Source organism: Cytobacillus sp. Hm23 (assembly GCF_051842895.1).
Taxonomy (GTDB): Bacteria; Bacillota; Bacilli; order Bacillales; family SM2101; genus Nanhaiella.
Genome location: NZ_JBPXRQ010000010.1, coordinates 45844 through 65841, shown reverse-complemented (window position 1 = coordinate 65841; position 19998 = coordinate 45844). Strand labels below are relative to the sequence as shown.

The 19998-nt window shown below is 33.8% G+C and carries 13 protein-coding genes and 1 other annotated feature; of the genes, 9 read left to right on the top strand and 4 right to left on the bottom strand.

What is annotated here, in order from left to right; all coding sequences use genetic code 11:
* Positions 1-136 precede the first annotated feature (136 nt).
* On the bottom strand, positions 137-3238 hold the full coding sequence (locus ACSVDA_RS08300) for a transglycosylase domain-containing protein (protein WP_485882344.1): 3102 nt from the start codon (positions 3236-3238) through the stop codon (positions 137-139).
* A gap of 633 nt (positions 3239-3871) precedes the next feature.
* Positions 3872-4124 (top strand) — a binding site (T-box leader).
* A 210-nt stretch (positions 4125-4334) separates the two neighbouring features.
* Here ACSVDA_RS08300 and tyrS point away from each other — a divergent pair.
* Complete coding sequence (tyrS, locus tag ACSVDA_RS08295; protein WP_485882342.1) at positions 4335-5597, top strand: tyrosine--tRNA ligase; 1263 nt, start codon at positions 4335-4337, stop codon at positions 5595-5597.
* A 1120-nt stretch (positions 5598-6717) separates the two neighbouring features.
* Positions 6718-7344, top strand: coding sequence for a histidine phosphatase family protein (locus ACSVDA_RS08290; RefSeq protein WP_485882340.1), 627 nt, complete (start codon positions 6718-6720; stop codon positions 7342-7344).
* Positions 7345-7456: 112 nt separating this feature from the next.
* Here ACSVDA_RS08290 and rpsD read toward each other — a convergent pair whose 3' ends face one another.
* Positions 7457-8059, bottom strand: a complete 603-nt coding sequence (rpsD, locus tag ACSVDA_RS08285; protein ID WP_320211050.1) for a 30S ribosomal protein S4 — start codon at positions 8057-8059, stop codon at positions 7457-7459.
* Between the two features lie 406 nt (positions 8060-8465).
* Between rpsD and ACSVDA_RS08280 the strand changes: the two genes are divergently transcribed.
* A complete protein-coding gene (locus ACSVDA_RS08280) occupies positions 8466-10340 on the top strand; it encodes a sensor domain-containing diguanylate cyclase (protein ID WP_485882338.1) in 1875 nt (624 codons plus the stop codon).
* Between the two features lie 307 nt (positions 10341-10647).
* The gene (gene megL, locus ACSVDA_RS08275) at positions 10648-11835 is read left to right on the top strand and encodes a methionine gamma-lyase (RefSeq protein WP_485882336.1); all 1188 of its coding nucleotides are present in this window, start codon (positions 10648-10650) and stop codon (positions 11833-11835) included.
* Between the two features lie 217 nt (positions 11836-12052).
* Here megL and ACSVDA_RS08270 read toward each other — a convergent pair whose 3' ends face one another.
* The gene (locus ACSVDA_RS08270) at positions 12053-12544 is read right to left on the bottom strand and encodes a GAF domain-containing protein (protein WP_485882334.1); all 492 of its coding nucleotides are present in this window, start codon (positions 12542-12544) and stop codon (positions 12053-12055) included.
* Between the two features lie 462 nt (positions 12545-13006).
* On the opposite strand from ACSVDA_RS08270, the gene refZ reads away from it, so the two are divergent.
* Positions 13007-13648, top strand: a complete 642-nt coding sequence (gene refZ / locus ACSVDA_RS08265) for a forespore capture DNA-binding protein RefZ (RefSeq protein ID WP_320211054.1) — start codon at positions 13007-13009, stop codon at positions 13646-13648.
* On the opposite strand, the gene hisJ is transcribed toward refZ, so the two are convergent.
* Positions 13634-14467, bottom strand: coding sequence for a histidinol-phosphatase HisJ (gene hisJ / locus ACSVDA_RS08260; protein WP_485882332.1), 834 nt, complete (start codon positions 14465-14467; stop codon positions 13634-13636). The genes refZ and hisJ overlap by 15 nt on opposite strands.
* Before the next feature lie 347 nt (positions 14468-14814).
* Here hisJ and ezrA point away from each other — a divergent pair, with 347 nt between their 5' ends.
* The 4 genes from ezrA (at position 14815) to ACSVDA_RS08240 (ending at position 19773) form a co-directional block, all read left to right on the top strand.
* On the top strand, positions 14815-16506 hold the full coding sequence (gene ezrA, locus ACSVDA_RS08255; RefSeq protein WP_485882330.1) for a septation ring formation regulator EzrA: 1692 nt from the start codon (positions 14815-14817) through the stop codon (positions 16504-16506).
* A 308-nt stretch (positions 16507-16814) separates the two neighbouring features.
* Positions 16815-17954: a cysteine desulfurase family protein gene (locus ACSVDA_RS08250; RefSeq protein WP_485882328.1), complete on the top strand. Its 1140-nt coding sequence runs from the start codon at positions 16815-16817 to the stop codon at positions 17952-17954.
* A 136-nt stretch (positions 17955-18090) separates the two neighbouring features.
* The gene (gene thiI, locus ACSVDA_RS08245) at positions 18091-19302 is read left to right on the top strand and encodes a tRNA uracil 4-sulfurtransferase ThiI (RefSeq protein ID WP_485882326.1); all 1212 of its coding nucleotides are present in this window, start codon (positions 18091-18093) and stop codon (positions 19300-19302) included.
* A gap of 264 nt (positions 19303-19566) precedes the next feature.
* Entirely contained in the window at positions 19567-19773 is a 207-nt protein-coding gene (locus ACSVDA_RS08240; protein ID WP_214481638.1) for an alpha/beta-type small acid-soluble spore protein, read from the top strand.
* The last annotated feature ends 225 nt before the right edge of the window (positions 19774-19998 follow it).

Here is a 19998-nt window from a genome sequence, read left to right as displayed (position 1 = left end):
AAAACGAAACAAACATTTAATAGGTAGCCATCTATACGTCTAACTTTATTTAGTTCTTATATACGAGAAAAAAAGAAGGTCGCTCAGTATTAACTTTTGAGCAACCTTCTTTTTTATTATTGTCTGAACCTTATTATTAAGGATTTGAAGGGTCCGCAGGTGTACTTGGATCTTCTGGTTCAGTTATATCACCAGGTTGATCACTTTCATCGTTTTCTGGATCATTCTCACCGTCACCAGGGTCCTCACCGTCACCAGGGTCCTCACCATCACCAGGTTGATCGTTTTCCTCATCACCAGGGTTCTCCCCGTCACCAGGTTGATCGTTATCTTCGCTGCCAGGATCTTCGCCTTCGCCCTCGCCAGGTTGATCATTATCATCGTTTCCTGGATCATTCTCACCGTCACCAGGGTCCTCACCGTCACCAGGTTGGTCATTGTCCCCGTTGTTAGGGTCTTCATTATCATCAGGTTCTTCTTGCCAATCACCATTAATGACTTTATTAGACTCAGCAGATTCTCTTCCAAATATATCGACCGCAGTCACGTAATAAGCACTATCTGTATTACCTACAGTAAATTCTAAATCTTCACCAACAGGTACGATGCCTATTTCTGAAACATTCTCCCCATAATTGGATATTTCGTACACTCGATATCCAATAACAGTTTGTTGATAATGAGCAGGCCATGTGATTGAGTTTCCATTTAGTTTAACACCGCCCATAGTATCAGGTAATTCTCCTGTATCTTCTAATTCCTCTAATTCAGGAAAAATAATATTGCTCCATTTTTCACTATTTGGAATTAGTTGCTTAGCTACTTTTAAATCGGTAATGCCAATTTCTTCAAGGAATGCTTCAGTAAACATAAACCCTTCTTTAGTAAATTCTTCAGGGGTCGTTTCTATAGCTCGATATATTTTTTCACCAATTTCAACATAATTAGCTTTTTCTAAGCTATTGTCCTCTTTTGTAGGTACATATTTTGCGTTGAAAAGGTCTGTTTCAATAAGCCCAGCTTCTTCACATGCTTTTGAAGGCAATAGACCTGATGCAGCACAATAAGAACGACTAATGATTCCACCAGGCATTTTAAACCTTTCTTCAGGAGCAATTAGTTCAGGCCTAATAGTATAAGCTGCATTCATTAAATCTGCCCACAAATATATGTTTCTTTGGCCATATGTTGGCCCTGATGTCGTTTTTACTGATTTTGGTGTGTCATACCCGTTCCAAACTCCAAAGGTTACATTTGGGTTTGTTGCAACAAACCATGCATCTTTAAAATCTTGTGATGTACCAGTTTTCCCTGCCCAATCAGCCTTGAAATCAAGTCTGCCTGGGAGCGAGGCAGCTGTTCCACCGCTAATGACATCTCTCATCATGTCAATCATTAAGTAAGATGTTTGTGGGCTGAATACTTCAACAGGTTCACTTTCATGCTCATAAATTATCTCACCGTCATTTGTTTCAATTCGTTCAATCATATAAGCATCGACAAATTGTCCATCGTTTGCAAATGTAGCATAAGCATTAACATTTTCTTCAACAGTTACCCCATATTTTAAGCCACCAATAGCTGGTGATAAATTTGTATGATCTTCTTTTGCTAAGCTTGTGTATCCCATTTTTTCCAAAAATGAAGCAGGGTTTTGATCAATAACGGATATATATGAACGAATAGCTGGAATATTATATGATTTTTGCAAAGCGTACCGGACAGATGTTAGACCGTGTGTTCTACCATCATAGTTACCAGGTTGGTACATTTCTCCACCTGCTTGTACCTTTAGTTCAACATCTGCTAAAATTGCCCCTGGTTGTACCTTACCTAGCTCCATAGCAGGACCATAAGCTAACAAAGGCTTCATCGTAGAACCATTTGAGCGTTCTGCATTCGTAGCATGGTTCAGCTGTTCTCGATCATGGTCACGTCCACCTACGAAGCTGATGATTTTACCAGTTGTATTTTCAATTAGGACCGCTCCAGCTTCGATAGGTTCCATCACTTGAACCATTTCTCCAGTTTCAGGATCTTCTTTTTCCTCTGGTTTGTCAGGTGCGAAATATTCAAAGTTTTGTACTACAGTTTGCATTTCGTCATAGATCTCTTTATCAATTGTCGTATGGATTTTATATCCATTTTGTCGTAAGTTTTTACTCGCACGATTTATATAATCGTTGTATAGATCGTCGTTTTCAGCTAAATCCGTCACTTCGTACCCGTCGTTTTCAGCTAATATCTCAGCTAATATTTTCTCTGCACGATCCTCAATCTCAAAAGTAAGCCAAGGATAATTATCTATTGGAGATGCCTTAGGTGGTGCAAAATCTGCTGTTATATCGTAATTTAATGCAGATTCATATTCTTCTGTTGTAATGAACTTAGCTTGCAGCATACGGCTAAGTACAGTATCCATTCTATTCATAGATGATTCTAAATCCTCTTTTATCTCACCTTTATTTGTAAATGGCGTATAGCTAAAGCTTTGAAATAAACCAGCAATAAATGCGCTTTGAGGTATGTTTAAATCTTTCGCATCAACATCAAAAATACCTTGAGCAGCTGTTTGGATACCAGCTATGTTCCTACCTGAAGAATTTCTTCCGAGAGTAGAAACATTTAAGTAAGCTTCAAGAATTTCATTTTTGTCAAAAGATTGTTCAAGTCGTAGCGCAAGTAACATTTCCTTTGCTTTCCGTTCGAAAGATACTTCGTTTGAAAGTATTTGGTTTTTAATTAACTGTTGAGTAAGCGTACTACCACCTGTTCTTACAGATGAATTTGTAACTTCTTGGAAAAGGGCACGCATGATTGCTTTTGGAACAATTCCACTATGATCCCAAAAAAACTCATCCTCTGTTGCAACGACTGCATTTATTAGGTGTTGAGAAACATCTTCTATACTAACTTCTTCACGATCAAGGTCGGAACGAAGCTTACCTAAATAAACATTATCATCAAAATATAATTCAGTCGTTTCTTCATAATTATAGATGTCTTTTTTCATACTATCATAAGAGCGAATTGGTTCATCCTTTACTAACGACGCGAAGTAGCCAGCACCAACACCACCAGCAAAAAAGAACCCTATTAATCCAATAATTATAAAGAGTAGGGTGATATTCCAAAATACACCGTAAGTAATTCTTGCGCCTTTAACAGCATCTTTGCTACTGAACATCCTTCGTACTTTTTGTATTCGATCTTGCCAATTAGATCTATTATCACTCATATTCAATATTTCCCCCCTGGGTACAATCAACTAAAAATCTCTATCTATTTTATAATTTTTAATCATTGAAGTTTTATTAAAAAGCTGCTTTCGAATTGTTTTTTACTTTTCGTACTAAGATTTAAATACATATTCATCTAATCTTCGTGGCATCTTTTCTACTTTAAAATAATGGCTAGGATAAAACCAAAAATTTTGGTAACAATAGCATCAAAGTTTACGAAAAGAGCCTATTAAAAAGCTCTCTCTAAAAAGTTTGTAGTTATTGTTTAACAACAAATTGATTTCATTCAGTTATTATTTCATTGGAGAAAAGTTACCTTGTATGCCAGTTTTATACGTAGTTATTTCTTTGACACAATTAATAACTATCAATTGGAAAACCACCTTATAAAAAGACAAAATCATTACAATTATAGCATAAGTCATTTTCCTTGTTCTAAAATATTTTTGTTTCCATATTTTAAATGTAAATTGTATGAGATGGCTTAAGGCCTAATAAATAAATATCATTTCTGGTATGGAAGATTTGAACAACGAATCGTTAAATTTGTAGAACTTAATTCATAATAATTAAATGTGTTCTTGACATTTATGATACTAATATGATAAAAATATTCTTAACTCAAATACATGAATGCAATGATAGGAATTAGTAGTGAAATATCTCCCTGTAAAAATAGTTGTTAGATCAATTTAACAACTTCACTTAGAGAGCTGGTGTTTGGTGGGAACCAGTACAAAGATATGCATGAATTACCTCCTAGAGCATCTTTTGCGAACGGTTAGTTGACTAAGTAGCAAAGGACGGTTTTACCGTTATCTTTTTAAGCCGGAGGATATATTCCTCAAGTAGGGTGGTACCGCGAATACACTCGTCCCTTCATTTTTTAGGGGCGAGTTTTTTATTTGTCTAGCTTAAGGCTTCGTCGGCTTAAAGTCATAAGCCGATCTATAACAATGTTAACAAGTTACCATCTTGTTATGTTGTCTGAAGCGCGTCTCGGGAGTTGATCCGATTACAACATTACCCATAGGACGTTGGCATAGTGAGGCACCTTGTGTTGTCTAATTTAACGAAAAGGAGATGATCTGTATGAATCTAATAGAGGATTTGCAGTTCAGAGGATTAATTAATCAAATTACTGATGAAGATGGGCTAAAGCAGCACTTAAATGAAGAGATAGTGAAGTTGTATTGTGGTTTTGATCCGACAGCAGATAGCTTACACATCGGGAACTTATTACCTATATTGGTGTTAAAGAGATTTCAATTAGCTGGCCACCAACCGATTGCACTTGTCGGTGGCGGAACAGGATTAATTGGTGACCCAAGTGGCAGGAGTAGTGAAAGGTCATTAAATACAGAAGATGTAGTCATTGAATGGTCAAACCGTATAAAACAACAGCTTTCTCGCTTTCTAGATTTTGAAAGTGGTGAGAATAAAGCACTTTTAGCAAATAACTTTGACTGGATTGGCAAGCTAGATGTTGTATCGTTTTTACGGGATGTAGGTAAAAATTTTGGGATAAATTATATGCTCGCAAAAGATTCAGTTCAATCAAGAATTGAGTCTGGGATTTCATTTACAGAATTCAGCTATATGATATTACAATCATTAGACTTTTTACATTTATATAAAGAACAAAATTGTAAATTACAAATTGGTGGTAGTGACCAATGGGGAAATATTACTGCAGGCTTAGAATTAATTAGAAAATCTTCTGATGAAGAAGAAAAGGCATTTGGTTTAACTATTCCTCTTGTTACGAAAGCAGACGGAACAAAGTTTGGCAAAACCGCTGGTGGAGCGATATGGTTAGATAAGGAAAAAACTTCTCCTTATGAATTTTATCAGTTTTGGATTAACTCTGATGATAGAGATGTTATTAATTTCCTGAAGTATTTTACATTTTTATCAAAAGATCAAATCGAACAATTAGAGCAAGAATTATGTGACGCACCTGAACAAAGAACGGCTCATAAGGCACTTGCTGAAGAAGTGACTAAGTTAGTTCATGGAGGAGAAGCGTTAAATCAAGCGATTAAAATATCAAGTGCGCTTTTCAATGGAGAAATATCATCTTTAACAGCTGAAGAAATAAAACAAGGATTTAAAGATGTGCCTTCATATGATTTTGAAGGTGAAGCTGAGGTTGGTTTAGTTGATTTATTAGTAATGAGTAAAATATCTCCATCGAAGCGTCAGGCAAGAGAAGATATAAAAAATGGAGCAATATATATTAACGGTGAACGAACACAAGAAATTGATCGTGTAATAACTAACACGGATAGAATCGAAGGCCAATTCACTGTCATTCGCCGAGGCAAGAAAAAATACTTCCTAATTAAGTATTAATAGCAAAACTTAGCTGACTTGGTTATCCAAGTTAAAAGCTGGAACCAATAAGCATGACGTATGTAAGGATAAGCATTGCAGCTAGACAATTAAGCAAGATGACGGTGGTCCAAATTTATTTGTTGAACTAATGTGAATGGCTGGCATCAAAACTCCTGTTTAGAAACGTTGGAGCCTTTTCACTAGAAGACTGTGTCGTCTTCTGGTGAAAAGTAATTGGTGATGAAAAAATGTCTACATCCATTATTGAGTGCAGTCGTGCGAAAAATTCAATGAAATGAAAACTTATAAACGAAAAGCTTTGGTTCATTGTCTAAATCCCTTACTTTACTGTCCAAACTCTATTTTTTAAAATCACAACAATGATAAATATAAATTATATTCAAACATAAAAACCTTAGAAAATCTTTTCTAGGGTTTTTGCTCTTATTAACTTTATTAACGAGAGTAGAACTTAATACAATTAAAAAGCCTGTGAACACTAATGTTTTTGAGGGTGTTTGAGAAAGCCTCCCCCAGTTATAGGTTTAAAACCTTGCTCAAACGCTTAAACAGATTCTTCTTCTGTCTTTGATAGATGCCACGAATGCTAGACATATACGTGCTTATTCCTTAGAACGAAAAACAACAATCAATGCGAAAACACCTTTTAATAAAACGTAAAATACTGTATATAATGGTGTAGTCAGTGAGTGGATTTCCTGATTGATGGGAGATAAAGACAAAATCATTCTTTGTTGAGATACATGCCGTGAGATAATATTATTTTTTTGCACCACTTTTGATAAAACTTCAATTGGTTAACTGACGTATCATCAATTATGATGGTCGATAGCTGTTTTTTGTTTTAGGAGTTTGAATTCCTTTATTATCAATAGTTGGGTGTATACATACAATTCAAAGGGCTGGTTTGAATTATGTTGAAGTTTTATTAGGAGAGAAAGTTGATTGTGACTATGCTGGTGAAGAAAATGGAAGCTATGATCTAAGTAAAGCAATAAGCTCAATATATATCGCTTTGATATAATCATAATAGTTAATAAACAACAAAGGAATCAAAAAATGAGAAAAATAAGTATTAGCTTGGCGTTAATTTATCACTGTAAGGTAGGAGATAAAAATGGAAATACTATTAATAAGACATGGTGAATCAGAAGCAGATATTCTTAATGTACATGAAGGAAGAGCTGATTTTGCATTAACACAAAAAGGAACAAATCAAGCGGAATCTTTAGCTTCACATTTAGTTAAAAATCATGGGGATTTTGATGCTATTTGGGCAAGCACATTAAAAAGAGCTTCTGAAACAGCAAAGATTTTGGGAGCAAAATTAAAATGTAAAATTACTTATAGTGACGACCTTAGAGAGAGGAACAATGGAATTTTAGCGGGGCAACCTATTACAAATGAAAACATGAATTCTCACTATGACTTAAAACCATTTGAGAGTATTCTAGAAGGAGAAACAGATATAGAATTTAGAGCAAGAGCTGAAACTATTCTATTGAAAATATTAGATGAACATAAAGATTCTAACAGAATTGTTATATTGTCACATGGTGGTATGATTGAAAAATTGATACATGTTTTATTAAAATTACCTCCTGTTCCCAATTGTTTTATTCATACTCAAGATACAGGAGTTCATTTAATTGAATATAACTCATCTAATATTGTAATAAAATATTTTAATAATACAGAACATTTGAGTCAAATTCAAGCTTCCCCTAAAATCTCCTCTAAATAACTGGAGGAGAATACATTCTTCTACAAAGTAAAAAACAAACAAAAAACCCTATAAACCTTGGTTTATAAAGGTTTATAGGGCTTTTATCATCGCTAGTTATAAAGCGATTTAATTAACGAGAGTAGAACTCAACGATTAATGATTCGTTAATTTCAGCTGGTAATTCAGAACGTTCAGGTAAACGAGTGAATGTACCTTCTAGGTTATCAGCATTGAAGTTTACGTACTCAGGTACGAAGTTTGTAGCTTCAATAGCTTCTTTAATAATGTCAAGATTACGAGATTTCTCACGAACAGAAATCGTTTGACCAGGTTTAACTTTATATGAAGGAATGTCTACTCGACCTCCATCAACTACAATATGACCATGGTTAACTAATTGACGTGCTTGACGACGAGTACGAGCTAATCCTAAGCGATATACTAAGTTATCAAGACGAGATTCTAAAAGAACCATAAAGTTTTCACCATGTTTACCAGTCATTTTACCAGCTGCATCAAACAAGTTACGGAATTGACGTTCGTTTACACCGTACATGTGACGAAGCTTTTGTTTTTCTTGTAACTGTAAACCATATTCAGAAAGTTTTTTACGTTGACCTGGGCCATGTTGACCTGGTGCATAAGGACGTTTCTCTAATTCTTTTCCCGTTCCACTTAGTGAAATACCAAGACGACGAGATAATTTCCATGCTGGACCTGTATAACGAGCCATGATGACTCCTCCTTCAATGTTTTTATTTTGTATAAAATAAAAACAGACGTAATGTATTTCATTCAGCCCATTTTGTTTTTCATGTATCCTCGCTCTAGCAGCAGAGAGTTACACGATACACCTCCAATAGAGAGGAACAAACTGAGAACCCAATGTACATCACATAAGCTGCGATATTTTACACAACGAACATTATATGTTTTTTCTTCATGAAAGTCAAGAAGGTTATAATAAGATTGTACATATACAGAAAATTATCGGGATAAAAGTATTGTCATGGGACAAATAGACTATAAAATTTAAAAAAATTAGGAAAAATTAATGATTTTAAGATATAATATTGATTACACAGAATTATTTAAACTTTCCATAGGTATGAACCAAACCTTAATAAACGGGTGATAAAATGGAACTAGTGGAAGAGCAAATATATACACGTATTAAAGCAGAGTTGTTCGATCTGTTATTAATTGATGACAATCATAGTAATTATCATCATATACCATCGGAGTTAACCTACCTTATTAAAACTAATTTACAAGCTTTAGAAGTTAGTTTGTTTTTATATAACCACGAAATCGATCGTTTTTTTCTAGAAGCTTCAACAATGACAAGTGTTGTTGAGGAGTTAGATCAGTTCTTCATTTCATCTGAAAAAATCTTACCACAACTTCTCAATAAGACTATTATAAGACAGCCACTAGATGTACTTGATCAATTAGGAGACTCTTCTGTAACGATCCCTTTTTCTACTTTAATAGAAGAAAATGGTTTTTTATTAATAAAACAGAGTAATGTCGATGAGTATAGTAATCAATTTTTACAGAAAATAGGAAGAGAGTGCGAAAAATTTGTTAATCAAGTGAGGAAGTTCACAAATATTATTAATGAGGAAAAACGCTATGAACAACTGAATCAAATAACAGCAAAGTTTCATTCCTCCATGTCAATCGACAGCGTTTTAGAGGAAATAATTGAGACACTTGAAGATATTTATCCATCATTTACACATCATTTACTTCTTTCACATGACAACAACAATCAGAATCACATGCAAATTAAAGATTTGAATTATGATGATAACCATATTCATGAGTTCGCAATGAAAGCATATGTCAATGGTGAAGTGTTTTTTGAACAATCTGTGAAGGAAAAACAATCGATCTTGTATGCTCCTCTTATGGGTAAGCAAGGTGTGTACGGAGTGTTACAAGTAACAGCACATGATAGTATCGTTTTTCCTAAACGTGAAGTAGATTTTATAATATTGCTTGCAAATACTGCAGGTAGCGCGATAGAGAATGCACAATTATATCAACAATCGAAACGATTGATTGCTGATTTACAGCTAATAAATGCTACTTCACATACATTAAATTCTAACCTTCGTTTAAGAGAAATAATGGCATTTATGACAGACCAAATGATAAATTCGTTCAATGCACAAGAAGTGGGTTTTGTGTTAATTGACGATAACAACCAGCTCACGTTATTACCAGGAAGTACAAGCTTTTTTGAAACTAAGGATTGTGAGGAGTATATCCACTTTATCCATAAGAAAATTAAAGAAGAAATGGATTCGATCTTTATAGGAGAGCTTCAAGCCGATCATGTAATGAATCTTATTTACCGATCTATAATGTCAGTACCAATGGTACATAGTGAAGAATTAAAGGGGTTTGCACTTGTTTTACATAAACAACCACATCACTTTACTTTTGAATATTTTAAATTAATGCAGTCGTTAATTCACCATTCTACGTTGGCATTCTCTAATTCTATGTTAAGAGAAGAATTGGAAAATTTGGTTATTACTGACCATCTAACGAAGCTTTATTCAAGGAAATATTTAGATGAAAAGATATTGTATTCATTAAGTGAAGATCACCAAGGAACGCTATTACTTATTGATATCGACAATTTCAAAGAGGTCAATGACACATTTGGTCATCAAGTAGGAGACGACATTCTTATTCAAGTGGCCGATATTATTAAAATGCATATACGAGAAAAAGACATAGGTGCCAGGTGGGGTGGAGAAGAATTTGCTATTTACCTCCCAACGGTAGATTGTAAAATTGGTAAGGAAGTTGCTAAACGTCTAATAAAAAAGATTGAAAGCGGCACAAACCCTAAAATTACGATTTCATGTGGGTTGTCTTATTGGGGAAATGACTATAAAAGCAGCTTAAACGATTTAATCTTTCATGCAGATAAAGCACTGTATAAAGCGAAAGGTTCTGGGAAAAATCAACTTGTCACTTATAATGTTGAGAAATGAAGAAAGTGCCTATGCAAGTGCTACGATGGATAATTGTGTTTTCCGATCTAATGAAAATATAGACCCTATTCGTAAACTTTGTTGATGAACATATATTGGATTTCGTAAGATGTAAAGATACACTAACTTTGTTGGATAAGAGGTAATCTTTTAGAAGGGAAAAATAATTTATGCGAATATAGCAAGGAGAAAAATCGGAGCTCCTTTTTTCATTACCAAAAGAAAACGCTTTCATTTTTGTCCGCTTTCTCATATGATATAGAAGGTTGCATTAATAACCTATACAATTAAGGGGGGGCATACGGAGATGAAAGATCATAAGTATCGAAATATTGAGACCTTAGTTATCCACGGTGGGTATGAATCAAATGAGCATTTAGGCAGTCTAACGCCTCCATTGTTTCAGTCTTCCACATTTACTTTTGAAACTGCACAACAAGGAGAGCGAAGATTTGCTGGGGAAGAAGATGGCTATATATACTCCAGATTAAGCAATCCAACAGTGAAAATTTTAGAAGAACGCATTGCTACTTTAGAACATGGAGAGGCAGGGTTAGCATTTGGTTCAGGAATGGCAGCAGTATCTGCAGTTTTGTTAGCAATGACCAAATCAGGAGATCATATCGTTTGTTCGCAAGGACTATATGGTTGTACGTTTGGTTTATTGCAGCTTATTGACGAGAAATATGGAATTACACATGATTTCTCTTCTATGGAAACAGAGGATGAATTAAAAAAAGAAATTAGACCGAATACTGCTTGCATATATATTGAAACACCCATCAATCCCACTATGAAGCTGATTGATATAGAAATGGTTGTAAAGGTTGCGAAGGAATATGATATACCAGTAATCGTTGACAATACATTTAGTTCACCATATTTACAACAACCCCTTAAATTAGGTTGTGATGTGGTTGTTCATAGTGCAACAAAATATATTAGTGGTCATGGAGATGTCATTGCTGGCTTAATAGTTGGAAAGAAAGACTTCATAGACACAGTGGCAAAAACAACACAAAAAGATATTGGGGGTGTAATATCTCCATTTGATGCTTGGTTATTATTACGCGGATTAAAAACATTACCTGTGAGAATGGATCGTCACTGTTCAAATGCGGAGCAAATTGCTCAACAGTTGCAAGAACATCCAAAAATCGAACAAGTTTTTTATCCCGGAGATAGTTCTAGCAATCAGTTCAACATTATGCAGAAGCAAATGAAAAAACCAGGGGGCTTAATTTCGTTCACTATAAAAGGAAATAAGGAAGAAGCACAATCTTTATTAAATAAACTTAAGTTAATTAAGATCGCTGTTAGTCTAGGTGATGCAGAAACTCTAATTCAACATCCCGCAACAATGACACACTCTGTTATTCCAGAGTCTGCACGGTTGAAAATGGGCATTCATGATAATTTATTAAGATTATCTTTAGGATTGGAAGCTTGTGAAGATATATGGTCAGATTTAAGTCAGGCTTTGGATCAAATATAAGGACTCTTTTCGTAAACTTTGCTGCTAAGCAGCTATCGTTTTAAATGAGAATAGATACTACAACATCGAGTGTTATGTGTGTTTATCTTAGTGTGAAAAATAACAATCAATGGGAAACAAAATATATGAAAGAGGAGTTTTGATAATAAAATGGGTGTCGGAAGTGAAGGACACCCATTTTACTATTGTTATGAATCATATAGTGCTAGATGGATTGCTACATAGCGAAGGATTCTTCTAATTTCTGAGCAAATTTTTCTAGGAATTTTTCATCCTGTTCATCAAAGCGATTTTTAATTGGACTATCAATATCTAGCACTCCAATCACTTTGTTGTTTTTTGCTAATGGTATAACTATTTCTGACTGTGTTAATGCGTCACATGCAATGTGCCCTGGGAATTGATGTACATCAGCAACTCTAATAGTTTTGTTTTGTTTTGCAGCTGTCCCACAGACCCCTTTACCGAAAGGAATTCTGACACATGCGGGTAAACCCTGAAACGGCCCTAAAACTAGTTCATCATCTGGATGATCTGTTAAATAAAATCCTACCCAGTTAATATTATCCAAAAACTGATTTAACAAGGCTGCTGCATTAGCTAAATTGGCTATATCGTTCTTTTCTCCATCTATAAGAGCATGTAGCTGCTTAATTACGAGCTCATAATTCTTCTCTTTATTTTCCTTATACTTCTTCACTTCAAACATATAAATCCCCCTATCAGAAATAAGTAATATAAAATTATCATGATTATTTAAGGCTCTTTCGTAAACTTTGTTGGTACTTATACAAAATTAAAGAAAGTATATGTGATTATCATTAATAGAGAATAGGTGTCCCGAAATAATAGTTGTATACGTGTATATTTATTAGTACGAAAAAACATGCGAAAACAGCTTTATTGAAAATCGACATATACCGTGTTGGTGGACACGATTCATCATTTATTTTGCCCCTTAAAGTCCTAGGACTTACCAACATTTTCGCAGGGATACTCACATTTTGAATAAGAAATGGACAGTTCATATTGAATGATCCTAGATTTAAGGTTTTACTAATCATATCAAAAAACGTTGATTTATGCATGACTTTGTCGATAGAAATAGGGAGGTTTCAAGAAAGATCTAAAGAATGTATTATATTAAATATTTTCTTAGGGGTGATAACATATGACAACCACTATGAAAACAAAACAAAAGATTATTAATGCAGCCATTGAGTTGTTAAATGTGAATGGCTATACAGGCACATCGGTTAGAGATATAGCTAATAGGGCGAAGGTAAATGTTGCAAATATTTCTTATTATTTTGTTAGTAAAGAAGGATTGTTAGAATACCTAGTATCAAATTTTTTTGAAGGTTATTTTTTAGTAATAGAAAATGTGTTTCGTTCATCAGAGAATACATCTGCAAAGGAAACATTGAAACAATTTGTTCGCGAAACGTTAATTTATCAAAAGCAACATCATCTATTAACAAGATTTGTCTGCAGAGAAATTACTCTTGAAACAACTTTGATTAGAGAAGTTATGACTACTTATTTAACGAAGGAAAAATACTATTTAATAGCCTTATTCGAAAAAGGCATAAAAGATGGCGAGTTTAGGGATATTTCAATTCCTTACACGATTATTCAATTAAAAGGCTTTCTTAGTACACCATATCTACAGACTCAATACATTTCTGAAGTTCTCCACATCATTCCTACTGAAGAGTATTTTTTAAACCAATATATGAAGCAAATTGAAGTTTGGTTAGAAGGTATGGTATACATGCCAACCACTGAAGAGCGATCATTAACAGCGATTTAAATAACTAGTAGGACTTTTGAGATAATCCTTACAAATGATGTGAGAATAACCTTGCCCTAAATCCTTTACACTATGAGCATCAGACCCATATATTAGAGGAATTCCTTGCTTAATTGCTTCAAGTATTATCCAATTTGAAGGGTATGGTTCCTTGCATAAAGGTTTATTTACCCCTGCCCCATTGTAATCAAGCTGCATTTTTTCCTTTTTCATCATGGATAGAAGGTCTACTATTTCGTCTGAGAAAGTCAATTGACATGGATATTTTTTTTGGAATTTTTTCACAAGGGTGATATGTCCAATTCTTTTTGGTTTATATTCCCCTAAATCTGCGGTGACAGACTGATACACAGTCTCATAATATTGTTGATATACCTTTTCTATTGAACCAATTGTTTGAATAATTGTATGGAACATTTCCGGACTATAATCTAAACAATGGTATGCTCCATTGTTTAGTAAAAAATGGACAGAGAGAATAGAATCATCTAATACAGCACCGTATGTATTTAAAAATTCTTTCGTTTCTGATTCGAACCCTTGAATATAGTCAACTTCTAAACCAATATTAATTTTAATTTCACTTTTATACTTCTCTTTTAAGGTTGATATAGTTGCTATGTATTCTTCAAGCTGTGAAGGTTTCATAGCGCTATCTTGTTGTGGAGTAGGATCCTCAAATCCCACTGGTAAAGGTGCATGTTCAGTAAAAGATATTTCTGATAAGTTTAAACTAAGCGCTCTCATTATATATTGTTCAATCGAATGATCTGTACCATGTGGACAATAAGGTGTGTGGACGTGACCGTCACTTTTCATAGCAATTCTCCTTTCGACAAATGTAAAACTTTCATGACCCAACTAGGGGATGATTATAGAGCTTAAACTGTTAATATTTTTTCTGAAAATAATAACGGGAAAAAATGCTAATTTTTATAAAAATTTTTAAATTATTGCTCAAAAAATGTCGTTTACATGTTATCATAAAAACATTGATATGTAGAGTGCTAGCTCATATTCACGAACAAAACCGAGTGATTAATTTGAACGATAGCATTCTTGCCTTATACCTTTATATCGTACGTCTATGTTCAAAGTGTCAACCATTTTGAACATCTTATTTACATAGTTGAATGGCTGAGAACGATAGCGCAAGGGAGCTAATTATGGATATATTATTATATGGAATAATTTCAATCATTCTTATTACAGTAATTTTTAGTATATACATGAGAAAAAAGATGTATAAAGAAATTGACCGATTAGATGCTATAAAAATAGAAATTATGAATCGTCCTGTTACTGATGAAATGTCCAAGGTGAAAGATCTACATATGACTGGACAAACAGAAGAGCTTTTTGAACGTTGGCGTAAAGAGTGGGATGAAATTATTACATTGCACTTGCCAAATGTAGAAGAATTATTGTTTGACGCAGAAGAATATACAGATAAATATAGATTTAACAAATCAAAGGAAGTTTTACTGAAAATTAATCAATTGCTAAAAGATGTAGAAGACAATATTGCTACAATCTTAAAAGAGCTGGAAGAATTGGTAGGCAGTGAAGAACAAAATAGATTAGACGTAGAAGAGTTTAGAAATATTTATAAGAATATAAAAAAGGATTTATTAGGAAGGCGCCACTTGTATGGTAAGGCTGAAACAAATTTAGAAAGTCAATTAGATGAACTAGAAAAAGAATTTTTACATGTTGATGAAATTACTGCTAATGGAGATTATTTAGAAGCAAAAGAGGCTTTAATAAATTTAAGTAATAACCTTAAAGAAATGCAAAGTAAGATGGAAAAATTACCTCAATTATTAACAGAATGTCAAGGGACGATACCTAACCAACTTGAAGAAATTCATAGTGGATACCTTGAGATGAGTGGACAAGGGTACAAATTAGATCATATACCAGTTGAGATTGAAGTTGAGCGAATACGAACACAACTTAGTAAGTATATAGATTTAATAGAAAAAACAGAAATACATGAGGTTTCAAAAGAGCTAGAAGAAACTAAAGAAAATATTGAGACACTATATGATCTTTTAGAGAAAGAAGTATTGGCTCATCATTTTATCAATCATAATCAACATAACGTAAGTGAACTAATACGTTCTCTAAAAGAAGAGACGAATGAGACACGAGAAGAATCGTTATTTGTTCAACAATTATATCATCTAGATGAAGAAGAAATTGCAAAGTACCATAATATAGAAAATCAAATCGGTCAGCTTCAAAAACGATATACAGCAATTGTAAATAAAAAAGATGAAGAACAATTGGCCTATACTATTGTGCGAGAAGAACTTGAGAGTTGTTTAGAAGGAATCAATGATTTAAGAGAGCAACATGAACAATTTAAAGAGATGCTTCAAAATTTACGTAAAGATGAACTATTTGCTAGAGAAAAAACAAATGAGATGAAGAAGCAGCTCATGGAACTAAAAAGAAAAGTTCAAAAGAGTAATATTCCAGGTATTCCCGCTTCATACCAAGCTGTATTAAGTGAGACTAGAAATGCACTTGAACAGGTCTTTTTAAAACTTGAAGAAAAACCTCTAGATATGGTTGCTATTAATCAGTTGCTTGCAAAAGCAGTTGAGCAGGTAAATGCATCCTCCTCAATGACGGATGAAATGATTGAGCAAGCTTACTTAGTTGAAAAGGTAATACAGTATGGGAATCGGTATAGAAGTAAAAATAAGAAGCTTGCCGAACAACTGAAAGAATCTGAAGTATCATTTAGAAGTTATGATTACTCATTATCACTTGAACAAGCTGCTACTGCTATTGAAGAAATAGAGCCAGGTGCTTTAAGTAGAATCGAGGAAATGTTAGAGCATAAATAAGTAATTTTATGTTACGTTCATTAAGCTGGATATGTTATTTTATAGGCTCTTTTCGTAACCTTTGCTGCTTTACTTCATAAAATATAAGCGGGGAAGATTTTATAGACTTTAGAGAAGAAAAGATGCCATGTGTTTTATTTCCTAGTACGAAAAACGACAATCAATGTGAAAACAGCCATTTTAAAAGATATACCTTTTAATTAAGGTATATCTTTTTTATTGTAATTTTATTATCAATTTTATGGGAATCTAAATGAAAATATGATATTATAGGTAGTTGCAAAATGACACTAATCGGGGGACTTATTGTGATATATTTAGATAATAGTGCTACAACAAATCCATATGAGGATGTCATTGATTCACTAGTTACTGTGTCTCGGAAATTTTATGGGAACCCTTCTTCATTACATAAGCTTGGTGGTGAAGCAGAGCATCTCTTGACACACTCACGAGAAACAACAGCAAAGCTGTTAAATGTTAAACCTAATGAAATTACATTTAATTCAGGTGGTACAGAGGGAAATAATCATGCAATAAAAGGTATTGCATTTGCTAACCGTAATCGAGGAAAGCACATCATTACAACGACAATAGAACATCCTTCTGTTACTGAAGCATGTAAGCAACTTGAGGAAATTGGATATGATGTTACTTATTTACCTGTAGATTTAAATGGAATGGTACAAATAGATGATGTTAAAAAGGCAATCCGAGATGATACAATCCTTGTATCTATCATACATGTGAACAATGAGGTTGGCTCAGTTCAGCCGATTGCGGAAATTGGGAAGTTATTAAAATCTTATCCGAAAATTATATTTCATGTAGACCATGTACAAGGGATAGGGAAAGTTCCGCTAGATTTAAAAAGAAATTTCATTGATTTATGTTCAATGTCTGGGCATAAATTTCATGGCTTAAAAGGTAACGGAATTCTTTATATTCGAGAAGGAGTTACTTTATCCCCATTACTTGCTGGAGGCTCGCAGGAGTACAATAATCGTTCAGGAACGGAAAATGTAGCAGGGATCGTAGCAATGACAAAAGCACTTCGCCTTACATTAGAAAATTATCAAATGAAAATTAAAGATCTGGTAAAAATAAAAGAGGCGTATATAGATGAGTTAAGTAAATTACCATTTATTACACTTAATACATCTACTAAAAGCTCGGCACCACATATTATTAATATGACAATACATGGAATAAAGCCTGAAGTGTTTGTCCACTCATTAGAAGAGGAGCAAATTTATTTGTCAACTACATCAGCATGTTCTTCAAAGAAAAGGGTGGCGAGTAAAACATTGTTAGCAATGGGGAAAAATGAGCAAGAAGCTGAAAGTGCAATTCGTATCAGTTTATCCTATAATAATTCTATACATGAAGTACCTAGAGTATTAACTGCTATTCGAAGATCAGCTGAAAAATTAAGGCTCTTTGCGTAAAATTTAGTAGTTTGTGTTTACTTAATGATAACAACTAGATCGGATTTTCTCCGTCTTTTATCGTAATACAGAAATAACAATCAATAAATAGAGTGACAACAGTCCAAATTAAAGATAATAATGAGGTAATGACAACATGCAATATGAACATATATTAATTCGTTATGGAGAATTATCAACAAAAAAACGTAATAGAAATTATTTTGTAAATCGTCTAAAGAAAAATATAAAGGGCAAGTTAAGAGAATTTGAAAACATCGAGATTGAAAAACAGCGTGATAGAATGTATATCAAATTAAATGATGAACCTTACGAGAAAATTGTTGAAAAACTATCATCAATTTTTGGCATTCATTCATTTAGCCTAGCGATCAAAACCTTAAGTGATATCGAAAAAATTAAAGAAGGGGCTCTGGAGGCAATTAAGGAGTTAGAACCTGAAGGAAAAACATTTAAGGTAACTGCAAAAAGAGCGAATAAACAATTTCCACTCAATTCGAATGAATTAAATTATGAAATTGGTAGTCATATTTTGCGAAATATCCAAGATTTAACGGTAAATGTACATGAGCCAGATATTAATTTACGTGTAGAAGTCCGCCATAATGCAACATATATCACCTTTAAAGATATAAGCGGTGCCGGAGGGTTCCCAGTGGGTACTAGTGGTAAAGCAATGCTTATGTTGTCAGGTGGAATTGATAGCCCAGTTGCTGGGTATTTAGCAATGAAACGAGGGCTAGAAGTAGAAGCAGTACATTTCTATAGCCCGCCATTTACGAGTGAACGGTCAAAACAAAAGGTCATTGATTTAGCTAAGAAGCTAACTGAATATACAGACTCAATTAAGCTTCATATTGTCCCATTTACAAATGTTCAACAAGTTATTCAACAAAAAATACCTGATAATTATACGATGACTTCAACGAGGCGTTTGATGCTACAAATCACTGATCAATTGAGGCAAAAGAATGATGCCTTAGCAATTATTAATGGTGAAAGCCTTGGTCAAGTGGCATCTCAAACGCTCGAAAGTATGTATACGATTAATGAAGTTACAACAACGCCCATCATCAGACCATTAATAACGATGGATAAATTAGAAATTATAGATATATCTAAGCAAATTGACACTCATGATATATCAATAAGACCTTATGAGGATTGTTGTACGATATTTACACCAACCTCACCTAAAACGAAACCAAAGCGTGATAAAATAAATCATTTTGAGAGTTTTGTCGACTTTGATTCATTAATTAGTGAGGCGGTTTCAGGTACTGAAACTATTATTATAAGAAATGATGAAGAATTGACAAACGAGGAAAATATTGAAAATTTATTTTAATGAGCTGTAGTTTCACTCAGTTGTTGACTTTTTCAAAATAGAGCATAAAGGCTATAATGGCTTTTATGTTCTAGGTTTTCTATATATTTCAGTAGAGAAGCTGTCTATTTTCTATTGTAAACAAATCCTTCTAGACACCTCTGTCCAGCGGTTTTCACAGTTATCTACCTATGCCCCTTTATAAATTTTGAACAATTACCAACATTTACGTGAATTATGCCTATTGTTTTAACACACTCTATTACCACAAGGAGGTGATAACACATGGCATACAACAGTTCAAATCAATTAGTAGTTCCTGGTGTACAGCAAGCTCTTGATCAAATGAAGTACGAAATCGCTTCTGAATTTGGAGTGAATCTAGGGCCTGACACTACTTCTCGTGCAAACGGTTCTGTCGGTGGAGAAATAACGAAGCGCCTTGTACAAATGGCTGAGCAGCAAATAGGTGGAGGTTACCAACAACAATAAATAAATATTATGGCTACAAAGAGCGGGATCATATCCCGCTCTTTTTTATTATTTAATGGTTAGAAGCTATAGCTTCTAACCCCTTGGCATTATTATTCGAAGACAATAGGCAACTTTATAGTGTCATATAGTAATTGGCTGTTTGTTAAATTACTATATTGTTACAAAAAATTCAAATAATTTAGTATAATATGAAATATTAAGATAATATTTTGAATGGAGGAG

Coding starts and splice junctions, on each gene's coding strand:
- ACSVDA_RS08280 (WP_485882338.1), top strand. CDS start 8,466: ATGGAACTAGTGGAAGAGCAAATATATACACGTATTAAAGCAGAGTTG.
- rpsD (WP_320211050.1), bottom strand. CDS start 8,059: ATGGCTCGTTATACAGGTCCAGCATGGAAATTATCTCGTCGTCTTGGT.
- hisJ (WP_485882332.1), bottom strand. CDS start 14,467: ATGAAAAGTGACGGTCACGTCCACACACCTTATTGTCCACATGGTACA.
- ACSVDA_RS08290 (WP_485882340.1), top strand. CDS start 6,718: ATGGAAATACTATTAATAAGACATGGTGAATCAGAAGCAGATATTCTT.
- thiI (WP_485882326.1), top strand. CDS start 18,091: ATGCAATATGAACATATATTAATTCGTTATGGAGAATTATCAACAAAA.
- tyrS (WP_485882342.1), top strand. CDS start 4,335: ATGAATCTAATAGAGGATTTGCAGTTCAGAGGATTAATTAATCAAATT.
- refZ (WP_320211054.1), top strand. CDS start 13,007: ATGACAACCACTATGAAAACAAAACAAAAGATTATTAATGCAGCCATT.
- megL (WP_485882336.1), top strand. CDS start 10,648: ATGAAAGATCATAAGTATCGAAATATTGAGACCTTAGTTATCCACGGT.
- ACSVDA_RS08270 (WP_485882334.1), bottom strand. CDS start 12,544: ATGTTTGAAGTGAAGAAGTATAAGGAAAATAAAGAGAAGAATTATGAG.
- ACSVDA_RS08300 (WP_485882344.1), bottom strand. CDS start 3,238: ATGAGTGATAATAGATCTAATTGGCAAGATCGAATACAAAAAGTACGA.
- ezrA (WP_485882330.1), top strand. CDS start 14,815: ATGGATATATTATTATATGGAATAATTTCAATCATTCTTATTACAGTA.
- ACSVDA_RS08240 (WP_214481638.1), top strand. CDS start 19,567: ATGGCATACAACAGTTCAAATCAATTAGTAGTTCCTGGTGTACAGCAA.